The sequence below is a fragment of the Pseudotabrizicola formosa genome (genome assembly GCF_002900965.1).
Lineage (GTDB): Bacteria > Pseudomonadota > Alphaproteobacteria > Rhodobacterales > Rhodobacteraceae > Pseudotabrizicola > Pseudotabrizicola formosa.
In genome coordinates this window covers 56,336-68,604 of record NZ_PJOM01000007.1, presented here as the reverse complement: position 1 = coordinate 68,604, position 12,269 = coordinate 56,336, and the positions used below count along the sequence as shown (strand labels likewise).

15 protein-coding genes are annotated in these 12,269 nt (G+C 60.4%); 11 read left to right on the top strand and 4 right to left on the bottom strand.

Annotation, left to right across the window (positions count from 1 at the left end):
• Positions 1–60: 60 nt before the first annotated feature.
• The 6 genes from CXR43_RS17070 to CXR43_RS17040 all read left to right on the top strand — a co-directional run bounded on the left by CXR43_RS17070 (position 61) and on the right by CXR43_RS17040 (position 4,463).
• Positions 61–492 carry a DUF2231 domain-containing protein gene (locus CXR43_RS17070; RefSeq protein WP_103336335.1) on the top strand — a complete coding sequence of 144 codons (432 nt, stop codon included), beginning with the start codon at positions 61–63 and terminating at the stop codon, positions 490–492.
• A 46-nt stretch (positions 493–538) separates the two neighbouring features.
• Complete coding sequence (locus CXR43_RS17065; protein ID WP_246831442.1) at positions 539–2,059, top strand: PQQ-dependent sugar dehydrogenase; 1,521 nt, start codon at positions 539–541, stop codon at positions 2,057–2,059.
• 206 nt (positions 2,060–2,265) lie between these two features.
• Positions 2,266–2,514, top strand: a complete 249-nt coding sequence (locus CXR43_RS17060) for a hypothetical protein (protein ID WP_103336329.1) — start codon at positions 2,266–2,268, stop codon at positions 2,512–2,514.
• A 339-nt stretch (positions 2,515–2,853) separates the two neighbouring features.
• The gene (locus CXR43_RS17050) at positions 2,854–3,345 is read left to right on the top strand and encodes a sigma-70 family RNA polymerase sigma factor (protein ID WP_103336323.1); all 492 of its coding nucleotides are present in this window, start codon (positions 2,854–2,856) and stop codon (positions 3,343–3,345) included.
• Between the two features lie 132 nt (positions 3,346–3,477).
• Positions 3,478–3,975 carry a YciE/YciF ferroxidase family protein gene (locus CXR43_RS17045; RefSeq protein WP_103336382.1) on the top strand — a complete coding sequence of 166 codons (498 nt, stop codon included), beginning with the start codon at positions 3,478–3,480 and terminating at the stop codon, positions 3,973–3,975.
• A 179-nt stretch (positions 3,976–4,154) separates the two neighbouring features.
• On the top strand, positions 4,155–4,463 hold the full coding sequence (locus CXR43_RS17040; RefSeq protein WP_103336320.1) for a hypothetical protein: 309 nt from the start codon (positions 4,155–4,157) through the stop codon (positions 4,461–4,463).
• 58 nt (positions 4,464–4,521) lie between these two features.
• On the opposite strand, the gene CXR43_RS17035 is transcribed toward CXR43_RS17040, so the two are convergent.
• The gene (locus CXR43_RS17035) at positions 4,522–4,764 is read right to left on the bottom strand and encodes a hypothetical protein (RefSeq protein WP_103336317.1); all 243 of its coding nucleotides are present in this window, start codon (positions 4,762–4,764) and stop codon (positions 4,522–4,524) included.
• 48 nt (positions 4,765–4,812) lie between these two features.
• Positions 4,813–5,664, bottom strand: a complete 852-nt coding sequence (locus CXR43_RS17030) for a glucose 1-dehydrogenase (RefSeq protein ID WP_103336314.1) — start codon at positions 5,662–5,664, stop codon at positions 4,813–4,815.
• 18 nt (positions 5,665–5,682) lie between these two features.
• On the opposite strand from CXR43_RS17030, the gene CXR43_RS18105 reads away from it, so the two are divergent.
• The 4 genes from CXR43_RS18105 (at position 5,683) to CXR43_RS17015 (ending at position 8,759) form a co-directional block, all read left to right on the top strand.
• On the top strand, positions 5,683–6,183 hold the full coding sequence (locus tag CXR43_RS18105; protein WP_246831441.1) for a PRC-barrel domain-containing protein: 501 nt from the start codon (positions 5,683–5,685) through the stop codon (positions 6,181–6,183).
• Between the two features lie 68 nt (positions 6,184–6,251).
• Positions 6,252–6,935: a DUF421 domain-containing protein gene (locus CXR43_RS17020; RefSeq protein WP_103336311.1), complete on the top strand. Its 684-nt coding sequence runs from the start codon at positions 6,252–6,254 to the stop codon at positions 6,933–6,935.
• 91 nt (positions 6,936–7,026) lie between these two features.
• Complete coding sequence (locus CXR43_RS17960; RefSeq protein WP_168219878.1) at positions 7,027–7,194, top strand: hypothetical protein; 168 nt, start codon at positions 7,027–7,029, stop codon at positions 7,192–7,194.
• A gap of 254 nt (positions 7,195–7,448) precedes the next feature.
• Positions 7,449–8,759 carry a ferredoxin reductase family protein gene (locus CXR43_RS17015; RefSeq protein WP_168219877.1) on the top strand — a complete coding sequence of 437 codons (1,311 nt, stop codon included), beginning with the start codon at positions 7,449–7,451 and terminating at the stop codon, positions 8,757–8,759.
• Between the two features lie 265 nt (positions 8,760–9,024).
• Here the strand turns inward: CXR43_RS17015 and CXR43_RS17010 are convergent, their stop codons facing one another.
• Both CXR43_RS17010 and CXR43_RS17005 read right to left on the bottom strand, forming a co-directional pair.
• Complete coding sequence (locus tag CXR43_RS17010; RefSeq protein WP_103336307.1) at positions 9,025–10,419, bottom strand: sensor histidine kinase; 1,395 nt, start codon at positions 10,417–10,419, stop codon at positions 9,025–9,027.
• On the bottom strand, positions 10,416–11,093 hold the full coding sequence (locus tag CXR43_RS17005) for a response regulator (protein ID WP_103336304.1): 678 nt from the start codon (positions 11,091–11,093) through the stop codon (positions 10,416–10,418). The genes CXR43_RS17010 and CXR43_RS17005 overlap by 4 nt, the downstream gene beginning before the upstream one ends.
• Before the next feature lie 75 nt (positions 11,094–11,168).
• On the opposite strand from CXR43_RS17005, the gene CXR43_RS17000 reads away from it, so the two are divergent.
• Complete coding sequence (locus CXR43_RS17000) at positions 11,169–12,230, top strand: ABC transporter substrate-binding protein (protein WP_210402120.1); 1,062 nt, start codon at positions 11,169–11,171, stop codon at positions 12,228–12,230.
• Positions 12,231–12,269 lie beyond the last annotated feature (39 nt).

The window sequence follows — 12,269 nt, the reverse complement described above, 5'->3', positions numbered from 1 at the left end:
CCGGGAACCGAATGGCGGGGCAGGCGTTTAAGTCTTGCAGCGCTCGCGAAAGGATATTGCATGACACCGGCCCGCTCTCCCTACGCCAGCGCCTACGATCTTCCGATTCCCGGCTTGACCACATTCACCTATTTCGCTGCAGCATTCTTCGTGCTGACACTGGTCACCGACATTGCGTATCTTCAGACCACAGTGCTGATGTGGAAGGATTTTTCTTCTTGGCTCTTGTTCTTTGGCCTGATCGCGGGCGGTATCGCGGTGCTGCTCTGGCTGATTGATCTTGCGGTTCACCGCCACCGTCCAATGGCCGGCGTTGTGGTGCTCAACGTCGCAATTCTGATCTGTGCTGTTCTCAACAGCCTGCTTCATGCCGGTGATGGATGGACCGCAATCCTGCCATGGGGCGTCGGACTGTCTGCACTGACCTGCCTGCTGATGGTGGCGTCTGCCCTGCTGCGGCGGCGCGCTGTTGCGCACCGGCCATATGTTTAGCGCCAATTATGCCTCGCACCTTCGCTCCCGAAAAGGATGCTGTCTGATGAACTCCACCTCTTTATCCATCACCTGTGATCCCGGGCGCGTCCCTGTGCTCTGCGGCACAGCGATGCTGTTTGCTCTGGCCCTGTCGTCTCCTGTCCTTTCACAGGCGGCCGAGCCAGGGCCTGACTCGGGTGCTTTTGATATCACCCGCCAGATTGGCCCAGATCCGTACTTGCCTGAACCGAAATACGTCAACCTTCTGGCCACCGTGAAGGTGGCCGAGGTGGTGGGGTGGGCCGAAGGCCAAACCCCTACCGTGCCCGAGGGGTTGACGATTGCGGCCTATGCAACCGATCTGGTAAATCCGCGCACTGTCCACACTCTGCCTAATGGCGATGTGCTGGTGGTGCAGTCGAGAGCGCCGGAGGACAAACCCCGATTTCGTCCGAAGGATTACATCCGTGACTGGGTCATGGCATTTGCAGCAGGCGGTGACGGGCCACCGCCCGAAACCAATCTGATCACTTTGCTGCGCGACACCAATCGTGATGGCGTGGTGGATGAGCGTCATGATCTGCTGACCGGTCTGCACTCGCCCTTCGGCGTCGCTTGGATCGACGACACGCTCTATGTCGCAGCGGCGGATGGGGTAGAGTCGTATCCCTATGCTCTGGGAGAAAATGCCATCACCGCGTCGCCGACAGTGCTGACGCCTCTACCCGGCGGGCCGTTAAACCATCACTGGACCAAAGACTTGGCGCTAAGCCCCGACGGCACAAAACTATATGCCTCGGTCGGTTCCAACTCGAATGCCGCCGAAAACGGCATGGAGGCTGAAAAGGGGCGTGCCGCGATCTGGGAGATTGACCGCGCAACCGGTGCTGCAAGGATTTATGCCTCTGGGCTGCGCAATCCCAACGGGCTCACTTTTAATCCCGACAGCGGCATGCTCTGGGCCGTGATCAATGAGCGTGATGAACTTGGTCCCGATCTGGTGCCGGATTACATGACTTCGGTTCAGGACGGCGCGTTCTACGGCTGGCCCTATAGCTATTTTGGCGATCATGTGGATGAGCGGGTGCAGCCCGCGCGGCCCGACCTGGTGGCCACCGCCATTGCGCCCGATTATGCGCTGTCCAGCCATGTCGCAGCCTTGGGCCTTGTTTTCACCAATGGCGCGGCCCTGCCTGACGCCTATGCCGGGGGCGCTTTCGTCGGCCAGCGCGGCAGCTGGAACCGTGATACGTTCAATGGGTACAAGGTGTCTTATGTGCCTTTTGCCAACGGTGTGCCGGATGGCATGGCACAGGATGTGGTGACGGGATTCTTGCAGGATGATCAGGCCCGTGGTCGCCCGGTTGGCCTTGGTATTGATGGCACAGGGGCGTTGCTGATCGCTGATGATGCCGGGAATACCGTCTGGCGCGTGTCAGCGGCCGACGGGCGCATCAGCGATGCGCCGGTGGACAGCGACCGCATTTCCGCCCAGACCCCAGCAGAACCGGAAGAGGGCGCAAGTGAAACTGTCCCAGCACCGCCGGCACCAGCCGGATCCACAGCGCCGGAAGACCCGGAGTAACGGGCGGCGGCGGCAGTGTCGCGCGCGCCGTTTTGAGTCGCTATCCGTGCAGAGGGGATGTTCTGGGGCACCACGCCGGTGCGAAGGCCGGTTCCGGCGCGGCGCACTTCACGCCCTCGGAGTGAACAGCGGCTGCAGTCCTCAAGAAGCGGAACCATTCACTGCTCTCGCGGATTGGTCCTGCACACAGTGAACAGGAGCTTCCAATGGCCCAATCCCCGACCTCACCGCCGTCAGACACACCCGCAGTCGACGGCGACGACACGCCGGTATTTGATCAGGCGACCAATGATCTGCCTTGGCCGCAAAATGACACCCTGCCCGCAGATGATGAGGGCAACATCCTGCCGGGAAACGACGCTCTGGATGAAGATCCAAACGACAATGGCCAGGATGAACAGTTCGATCCTGAGGACATTCGCCGCAGACGGGGGCTGACAGATCCGCTGCCATAAGGATCCGATGCCGCAGATCAGAGCTGTGGTAGCTTTAGCCTACTTTTTGGCAGGTCCGTAGCCGCTTTCACTCTGCGGACCTGCTGCTCCATTCCGATCTGAACCTGTGCGGCCAGGATGAGAAGGTGTTGTGCCACAGGTTTTGCCTCTAAGTCCCGCAGCATGTCATCATCGGCACCCGCAGGCTCCAACGCGCAGAGGTCTGACTCTGTCTGGTTGCCGGGCATCATCTTGCCTGATCTTTGCCGAGTTGCAGTTTAGATATCTCAACGAGGGAACGCGACCAGTGGCACTGCGTTTTAGGGTCACACCATCGTGTCCTTAAAGGTCGTGAACCGTATGACAGATCCTTCCGTCGTTCCGAATATCATCGATCTGTTACCGGCCCTGCGCGCCTATGCGCGGTCTTTGTGCCGTAACGCAACCGACGCCGACGATCTGGTGCAGCAGACGCTGACAAAAGCGCTCGCCAATGTTGACAAATTCACGCCTGGCACGCGATTGCGCGCTTGGCTGTTCACCATTATGCGAAACAGCTTCTACACCAACACTGTTCAGCGGGCCCGTGAGACCACCGGTGTGGAAGATTGTGTTTCTGACCTGCAGCAGACACCGGCGACTCAGGAATGGTCCGTGCGCGGGCGCGAGTTGCACGAAGCCATCAGCCGCCTGCCGACACATTACCGCGAAATGCTCATTTTGGTGATCGTTCTGGGCGCGTCCTACGAAGAGGCGGCCGCCTTGTGCGATTGTGCTGTGGGCACCGTGAAAAGCCGGGTCAACCGGGCCCGGCGGCTGGTGATTGAAGATCTGGGCGCAGACGCATTCTGACGCTCGAATTCAAGATCTGCGCCTTTTTTTGCGGGAGCCCTGAAAATTCAGGCAGGAACAATCGGGCGCGCCGCTGGTTGGGTGGATGAAGCTGCAACTGGGCAGCTGACGATCCGCGAAAAGGAGCGACTGATGAAAACCAAGACCTTGAACGATCTGTTTCTAGAAAATCTGAAGGACATCTATTACGCCGAGCGCAAGATCCTGAAGGCTCTGCCGAAAATGGCACGTGGGGCGCAGTCCCAAGACCTGAAGGCGGCCTTTGAAAAGCATGCCGAGGAGACTCAGCAGCATGTTGAACGCCTTCAGCAGGTCTTTGAAATTCTGGGCAAACGGGCCCAGGGCAAGACTTGCCCGGCCATTGAGGGCATTATCGAAGAGGGCGAAGAGGTTCTCGACACCTTCAAGGAGTCCCCCGCCCTTGATGCGGGCCTCGTTGCCGCCGCGCAGGCGGTCGAGCATTACGAGATCGCGCGTTACGGCACGCTGAAACGCTGGGCCGAGGTTCTGGGCATGAAAGATGTCGCCAAGCTTCTGGGCCAGACGTTGCAGGAAGAATCCGCTACCGATGAGGCTTTGACCGGGCTGGCCGATGGCTCGGTCAATCAAGCGGCCCTTGAAGCCGCCTGAGCAGTCCGGAAGCAATCGATCCTCTGTGTTTTGTTTCCGGCACTTGCGACCCCGCCCTTGGCGGGGTCGTTTGGTTTGGGGGTTAAGACTTTCAAGACCATGCCCGCACCGCCACCGCCGGCGGGGAACAATCCCCCTGCCCATGCGTTCGCCCCAAGGCAGCAACAGCGGAGCAATCCATGAACAACACCATACAAGATGACACCGTGCACCCAGACCCAGGTCCGACCCTTTCGCCCGAAGCGATCGAAGGCCGGCTTCTGGCGCAGCGCAAGGTGCTGGCACTGATCCTGTCTCGGCTGTTGCACCAAGAGGGCGCGCGCGATCTGCGGGACGCGCTGGACACTTTGTCAGTCATGCAAGACCATCAGGAGGATCCCGGGTCCATTCTTGATGGCCCCGAGGTGATCCAGAGTGCTATGGCGGTGGAAATCCGCGCGATCACGCTTGCCGCCACACGCGCGCATGCGCCAGCCGAAAGCCTTTGATCGTCGCTGAATTCTGCAAGACTGCTGGGCGTACCGCCCCTTATCGTCCTGCGTGTTTTTAGCTTGGGATGGGCGGAATCGGGGCTTTTGCCGCACGCGGATCTTCGGGGGCAACCGCAGGGGCCCGCCCCATCCCAAGCTGGCTTTGCGTTCCATACTCCCCCTGCACTCCCTGCATGTCACGCGGGCGCAAAGTATCTGCTCTTTGGTTGGTTTCGCGGATGGACATGGTCAGACCCACGAGCGCAATGGCCAGAAGGAGGCCAAACACCACAATAGCGGTCAACATTTCAATGTTCATTTCGTGTCCTTTCCTTGCTTCAAACATACGCTTGGCGGCGGCCCTGCCTTAGCCGCCGACCAATTCCCCGCCATTGGGGTGCAGGGTCTGTCCGGTCAGATAGCTGCTGTCGTCACAGGCCAGGAACAGCACACAAGACGCCACTTCATTCGGCTGGCCCGGTCGTCCCATCGGTACATTCTGGCCGAATGTCTCTACTTTCTCTGCCGGGAAAGAGGCCGGGATCAGCGGGGTCCAGATCGGGCCGGGAGCCACAGCATTCACCCGGATGCCGGTTGATGCCAGATTGCCTGAAAGCGCGCGGGTAAAGGCCAGTATCGCCCCCTTGGTCGAGGCATAATCAATCAGCTGCGGCTGTCCTCGAAAGGCGGTCACCGATGTGATGTTGACGATCGCGTCGCTTTTTTCCATCTGCGGCACGACAGCCTGCACCATGTAGAACTGGCCGAAAATATTCGTTTGGAATGTCCGCTTCAGCTGGGCTTCGGGAATGTCTTCCACCTTGTCTTGCACATGCTGTTCGGCGGCATTGTTGACCAGCACATTGATCCTGCCGAATTTTTCGATCACGGCGCGAACGGCTCGGTCAACTTCGTCTTTCTGTCCGATGTCACCCGACACCGAAAATCCCTCGGCACCCTCTTCGCGGATCAACGCCACAGTCGCCTCTGCATCCGCGTGTTCATCCTTGTAATGGATCGCCACATTCGCCCCTTCGCGGGCGCACAGCACGGCTGACGCGCGGCCAATGCCACTGTCACCGCCGGTGATCAGCACCGTCTTGCCCTTGAGCCGCCCCGATGCCGCAAAGCGCGGCGCGTAGTCCGGTGCGGTAGTCATTTCGGATTCCAGACCGGGCTGTCTGTCCTGCTCTTGGGCGGGCTGTTTGTCGGATGTCATGGCGCTGCTTCCTCTGTGTTGGCACAGTCCGAGAAACCCTTTGCGAGGCCAAATGTTCCAGGCGTCGGCAAAGTGGCGGAAAGCCATGAGGCACCGGAACATTTCCGGCTCCGGGCCGTTCACCCTGACCGAACGCCTCTGCTGGCCGCGGCATCGCTGTCGCCATCAGAAGCACAGAGCCCTCAGGTGTCAGATACGCACCGCAAGCAACAGGAGGTCCAGATGGACCACAGCAAACACACCCTTATTCCGCCAGCTGACTTGACAGAGGCACTGGTAAGAAATGCCCCGGTTTATGGCGTCAATGATGAAAAGGTCGGAACCGTATCGCATGTGCATGGCAGCGGAGCGGGCATGCAGGTTGTTCTTGATGTTGGCGGCTTTCTTGGGATCGGCGCAAGACAGGTCCTGGTGAGCGCCGATCAGTTGAACCTGATGCGGGATGAGGCCGGCAAGGTTCATGGCTCGACGACCTGGACCAAGGAACAGCTTGAAGAGCTGCCCGAACATCACCACTGACCGAAGAACCGTCCGGCGCTCACATCAGTGCACGCCGGACGGTTTGTTTTTTGGACAAAGAGACAAAGATGGAAGAGCCCATTGTTGCGTTTGACTGGATGCGCATGTTTGTGGGTGATCAGCCAGCGCTGTTCTATCTGGAAATTGTGTTTCGCATTGCCGTCATCTGGCTCTGGACCCTGGCGCTGCTGCGCTGGATCGGCGGGCGCAGCGTTGCGCAACTTTCGCTCACAGAGTTTCTTCTGGTCATCGCTCTTGGATCGGCAGTCGGTGACTCGCTGTTCTATCCGGACGTCCCCCTTTTTCAGGCGATGCTGGTGGTCTTGTGCATCGTCTGCCTCGACAAACTGGTCGATTGGGCGATCCGGCGCTGGAAAGGTGCCAAAGCCATCATCGACGGCCAGCCAGCCGAAGTTCTGCGCGATGGCCGGATCATCACCGATGGGCTGAACATCAATCGGATTGGCGCGTATGAGCTGATGGAGATGCTGCGGATCAAAGGTGTGATGAACCTTGCCTCGATCAGCCATGCCTATATCGAGCCCTCCGGTCAGTTGTCCGCCTTTCCTGCGCCCAATCCCGGCATGGGTCTTGCCATTGTGCCTCCGCTCCAGCTGGGGGTTGTGCCGCCCGGCACGGATCAAAATTGTTGCTGCGGTTGCGGGATGTTGCGCCATGACTTCTCCCCCTGTCCGGCTTGCGGCGCTCTTGACCAGACCCCTGCCGCTCAGGCCAGCGCATGGCAGCCGTGATCCGAACCGGGCGTCGATGGCGCGTTTCAAAACGTGCAACTCACTTCCTCCGGAAGCTGGAAAATTGCGCGTGTAAGCAGGAGTATAGGATGTGACCAAACCTGGAGACTGCAAGTCCCAACACCAAAACCAGATGGCGCAGCAGATAGATATCAACCTGCGCCTCGCCTTTGAGGCCGATCTTCAAGCTCCGGTTCCCGAGCATCTGCAAAGGCTGATTGAGGCGCTGCAGAAAAAACTGCCCCCGTCCTCTCGCTAGGGCCGTCGTGGGACCGATCAGGAAAGTCTGGCCCTACAATTTCTTGCACTGCTGCGACGGCGAGGGCAGCGGTCATCCGTGTGTTTGACTGCGCGAAAGGTGCAAGCCATGATCAGCCTCACGCGCTGCCCTGACCCCGGTCGCAGGGAACCGTTTGTTCTCTTTCGGTGTTCTTAGCGATGGACCGACCATCCCCCCACGCCTCCCCACCGGAGCAATTCATCCGACTGGCCGACAGGCCTGCATTCGTTGCCTTGCGCGTCGCTTTTTGGCTTTTCGTGGGCTTTGGCCTGATCGCGCTGCCGTTCATCGTGCTCCTCGGCGGCGATTTTCGCCCGCCGCCCACCTCTGTCCTGTGGGATTTCTCGATGGGCTGTGGCTTCGCCGCGCTGTCCCTCATCGCCATGCAATTCGCGCTGACGGGGCGGATCAAACTGCTGACCAATCCGTTTGGCGCAGATATCGTCTATGTTTTTCATCGCCTTGTCAGCTGGGGCACCGTGGCGCTTATGCTGGTGCATTTCGGCGTGCTTTATATCTTCTACCAGCCCGCGCTCGGAGAGTTGAACCCGCTGACAGCCCGCTGGGAGCTGACGTCGGGGCGCGTTGCACTGCTGTGCTTCGTGGCCTTGATTGTGACGTCAGAGCTCCGAAAGCGCCTGAAGCTGGACTACCACTGGTGGCGGGTCATGCATGTGCTGCTGGCTGTCACCGGCTTTGCAGCGGCGGTGGCGCATGTGCTGGGTGTTGGCAAGTACAGTGCGATGCAGGATGTCCGCGCCCTCTGGCTGGGCGCGACTCTGGTCTGGGTTGGCTTTATCCTCTGGTCCCGGGTGCTGCGTCCGATGCGGCAACGTGCCAATCCGTGGCGCGTGGTGTCAAACGTGGCTGAACGCGGCGGGGTCCACACGCTGACCCTGCGCCCGGAGGGCCAGGCGCTGACAGCGTGGCGCCCGGGACAGTTTGCCTGGCTCTCGGTCGGACATTCACCGTGGTCCATGAAAGAACACCCTTTTACCATCTCGACCGCTCCGGACCGTGGCCCTGAGATATCCTTTTCCATCAAACCTCTGGGAGACGATTCTCAACGTTTGACTCAGACGCAGCCGGGCACAATCGCCTATGTGGATGGCCCGTTCGGAACCTTTTCCATAGACCGTGAAGGCGCGGCAGATGGCTTTGTCATGATCGCAGGTGGTGTTGGCATCACGCCGGTGATCGCCAACCTGCACGCCATGCAATCGCGTAAAGATGCGCGCCCCGTCATATTGATCTATGCCAATGCCACTTTGGAGGACGCGCCGTTCCGTGAAGAATTGGAGCGGATGGCGCGGGACATTGACCTGACCGTGGTGCATGTGCCTGAAACGCCACCCGAAGACTGGCAGGGCGAATCTGGCCGTATCGATGAAGCGCTGTTGCGCCGCCACCTGCCCGCGGCAACACGCGACTGGCCACATATGCTGTGCGGCCCGGCACCGATGACCGATGCCGTGATCGCCGCCCTGCTTGGCATGGGGGTGCACGCACGGCAGATCGACCTTGAAGTCTTTGATCTGGTGTAACCTGATGCGAAAAACCTACGCCCGTGTTCTTGCTGCCGCCGTTGTGGTCTTTGCCCTCGGTATGGCGCTCGGCTTTGCCATTCTCGTGAACGGATAGTGGTTGCGCCGTGATGCGGCCTGTCTTGCGGCGCATCGGTCATGGCAAGTCAGGCGCGGGCCGGACGGCCGACAGCTGACTTGCACCCGGCTGATCCAAGGCTCGGTGCGGGTAAAGATCATAGGGCACGTTTCGATGCGTTCGGCACCCCAGAGACCTGGGGCGCGATCATATATCAACCGGCGCGAACGCAATCGATGCAAGCAGACCGGTCTCTGACCGGGCCTTGGTCAAGTGAAGTCTGCCCCCGAACAATTCGGAGATCTCGACCGCCACGGCCAGACCAAGCCCCATGCCATTGACTGGTCCAAAGTCCAGATGCGGCAATGGCCGTGACACGCCCCGTCTGGACTGGACGAATGCGGCCATCAGGTCTTGTGAAAGGCCGGGGCCATTGTCCTCGACTTCGAGAATAATTCGGTCGGGCATCGCCTGCACCCGCACTGTCACCACAGCATCGCGCCCGGCATAAGTGATCGCGTTCGAGACAAGATTGCGCAGCAGTTCCGCCAACAGGATCGGGTCGGCTGCCACTCTGGCTGTATCGGGCCCTTCAAACCCAAGATCGATGCCTTGGGAAAGCGCGCCCGGCACCAATTCAGACACCACCTCCTTGGCAATGCCAACAAGGTCCACCGGGGCCAAGGTCGCCGCCCCGGCGCTGGCATCGACTCGGGCCAGAACCAGAAGGTGGGACAACACGCGCTCTGCCCGTTCCAGTGCCGATGTGGCCTTGCCGCTGGCGGCAGCGGCTTCATCCGGCACGATGCTGCGGTCAATCAGGGCGAGTTGGGTGCGCACGACGGCCAGAGGCGTGCGCAGCTGGTGACTGGCATTGCCGGTAAAGTTGCGCAGGGCGTCCAGCGCGGTCTGCAACCGGTCCATGAACAGGTTGATCGCGACCACCAAGGGTTCGACCTCTTCGGGTGTGTTTGCAGTGATGGGCCGCAGATCTCCCGGCGAACGTTCGGCGATCGCATCGCCAAGCCGGGTCAACGGGCGCAAGGCGACGGTGACCGCAACCCAGACAAGGATGGCAACCCCCAGCATCAGCACGGCGAGCCGCAGGGCAGACCGGACCAGAATGGCCTGCGCCAGTGCCGAACGGGCAAGAGTCGATTCCGCCACAGTCACCGAAAAGGGAATTGAAGCCGCGCCGGTTGAAACCTCGCGCATCAGGGTTGCGCTGCGGATGCCCACATCGCCGTAAAACCCGTCTGCAAACCCCACCCCGCCAACGGGGGCCTCAACCACGACAAGGTCTTTGTAGCCTGTCAAAAAGTGGCCGACGGGACCGTCCACGCGGTAGAACACCTTGTCCTGTGCGGTCGATGTCAGCATCTCGAGCGAGGAAAACGGAATGTCTACCTCAAGCCCCCCGGCCTCATCCAATGTCACCCGTTCGGCAATCGCAAGCGCCGAGCCCACCAGCACCCGGTCTGACACGCTTTGCGCCGTCCGCAAGGCCTCGCGCCAGGTGTCCATCAGGGCGATCAGCCCCAGTGCCAGCGTCGCCAACAAGAGCCAAAGCAGAAGCCGGCGGCGAAGCGAATAGAGCCTCATGCCAATTCGCTTGGTTTTTCGAGCAGATACCCAATGCCGCGGATCGTCCGCAAGACAAGCCCAAGCGGATGCAGACGACGGCGCAGGCGCGAGATATATTGCTCGATTGCATTGTCGGACAAGATATCCTCCAGCGAGGTGACCGATTGCACGATTGCCTCTTTTGCCACAACCTTGCCCGCACGGGTGACCAGAAGTTCAAGAATTGCGCGCTCGCGCGGCGGCAGATCGATGATCTGGCCATGGGCAAGGAATTGCCGGCTGGTCAGATCCAGCGACAAGGGACCAAGACTCAGCGTCGACGACCGCAACCCCGCCTGACGGCGCAGCAAAGACCGCACCCGCGCCTCGAACTCGCGCACATCAAAGGGTTTGGCCATGTAATCATCTGCCCCCAGATCAAGGCCGCGGACCCGGTCTTCGGCGGTGCCGCGCGCGGTCAGGATCATGACGGCTGCCCGGTTGCCTTGGGCCCGCATGGCCCGCAGCACCGACAGCCCGTCAAGCTCCGGCAAGTTCAGATCAAGGATCATCAGGTCAAAGGTCTCTGCGGCAACCAGGGCCCTGGCCGACTCACCGTCATGCACACAGTCTACGGCATACCCGGACGAGACCAGAAGCGACACCAGCGCCTCGGCAAGTGGCAGATCGTCTTCAACCAACAGCAAACGCATGAAGCCCCCGTCACCCCAGATTAGGCGCTCGCTGCGCTGTTGTGAACCGCCTGTTTCTGGGGCAGGATTTGCAGCATGCGCCTGTCATTTGTACCCCTTTTCGCTGTGGCCACGCTGGCAAGCCAGGCAATGGCAGAGGTCACCCATTACCCTGCGCGCGGTGACAGCCCGCAGGACCTGGTGATTTATTCGACGCTCGACAACCGCGTCGCTTCGATCCTCATCACGGCCTTTCAGGCGACCCGTCCAGATGTCGCGGTGCGCTATGAAGACCTTCTGGCCAGTGATATTGCGGCCCGTGTGATTGCCGAAACGGATGCGGGGCTGGCATCGGCGGATTTTGTCTTTTCCTCTGCAATGGATCTGCAGCTGAAGCTGGCCAATGACGGTTATGGGCAACAGGTCGAGGTGGAGAGTGCCACCAATTGGCCAGCTTGGACCAAGTGGCAGGACACCGCCTTTGCGCTGACGTTTGAACCGGCCGTGCTTGCCTATCACATACCCAGCTTTCCGGACGGCCCGCCCCGGTCGCGGCTGGAATTGCTGGATTGGCTGGCAAAGGCACCCGACAGCCTGACGCGACGGATCGGCACCTATGACATCGAAAGCTCGGCCGTGGGCTACCTGTTCATCGCCCGTGATGCCGAGCATTTTCCCGATATCTGGTCTTTGCTGCGGGCGATGAGCAGGGCCGGGCTTCAGACCTTTTCAACCTCGCAAGGCATTCTCGACCTGGTTGCTGACGGCCGCCTTGTGCTGGGGTACAACATCCTTGGGTCTTACGCTGCCGAACAGGCCCGGTTGATGCCCGACATCGGCTTTGTCTTGCTGCGCGACTATACCGTGGTTGTGTCGCGCATCGCCATGGTGCCGCGGGCCGCGGCAAGGCCGGATCTTGGCCGCGCCTTTCTGGCCTTTCTCATGAGCGTGGAAGGCCAGACCCTGCTGTCCGAAAAGCTGCGGCTGCCCTCGGTCAGTCCGGAGGTCGTGGGAGAGGGCAGCGGCGTTGCGATGCAGCGTGCTTGGGGCGATCAGCTGCGGCCCATTCCCGTCAGTCCCGGAGTTCTGGCCTATCTGGATCAGGCCAAGCGACAGCTGTTTTTGCGCCGTTGGCAAAAGGCATTGGCCCTGGAATAGGTTTGTCAGCTTTTTGACAGGAATTTGTGCTGAGATCTG

Coding starts and splice junctions, on each gene's coding strand:
- CXR43_RS17060 (WP_103336329.1), top strand. CDS start 2,266: ATGGCCCAATCCCCGACCTCACCGCCGTCAGACACACCCGCAGTCGAC.
- CXR43_RS17035 (WP_103336317.1), bottom strand. CDS start 4,764: ATGAACATTGAAATGTTGACCGCTATTGTGGTGTTTGGCCTCCTTCTG.
- CXR43_RS17045 (WP_103336382.1), top strand. CDS start 3,478: ATGAAAACCAAGACCTTGAACGATCTGTTTCTAGAAAATCTGAAGGAC.
- CXR43_RS17020 (WP_103336311.1), top strand. CDS start 6,252: ATGGAAGAGCCCATTGTTGCGTTTGACTGGATGCGCATGTTTGTGGGT.
- CXR43_RS17030 (WP_103336314.1), bottom strand. CDS start 5,664: ATGACATCCGACAAACAGCCCGCCCAAGAGCAGGACAGACAGCCCGGT.
- CXR43_RS17065 (WP_246831442.1), top strand. CDS start 539: ATGAACTCCACCTCTTTATCCATCACCTGTGATCCCGGGCGCGTCCCT.
- CXR43_RS17010 (WP_103336307.1), bottom strand. CDS start 10,419: ATGAGGCTCTATTCGCTTCGCCGCCGGCTTCTGCTTTGGCTCTTGTTG.
- CXR43_RS17050 (WP_103336323.1), top strand. CDS start 2,854: ATGACAGATCCTTCCGTCGTTCCGAATATCATCGATCTGTTACCGGCC.
- CXR43_RS17040 (WP_103336320.1), top strand. CDS start 4,155: ATGAACAACACCATACAAGATGACACCGTGCACCCAGACCCAGGTCCG.
- CXR43_RS17005 (WP_103336304.1), bottom strand. CDS start 11,093: ATGCGTTTGCTGTTGGTTGAAGACGATCTGCCACTTGCCGAGGCGCTG.
- CXR43_RS17070 (WP_103336335.1), top strand. CDS start 61: ATGACACCGGCCCGCTCTCCCTACGCCAGCGCCTACGATCTTCCGATT.
- CXR43_RS17000 (WP_210402120.1), top strand. CDS start 11,169: ATGCGCCTGTCATTTGTACCCCTTTTCGCTGTGGCCACGCTGGCAAGC.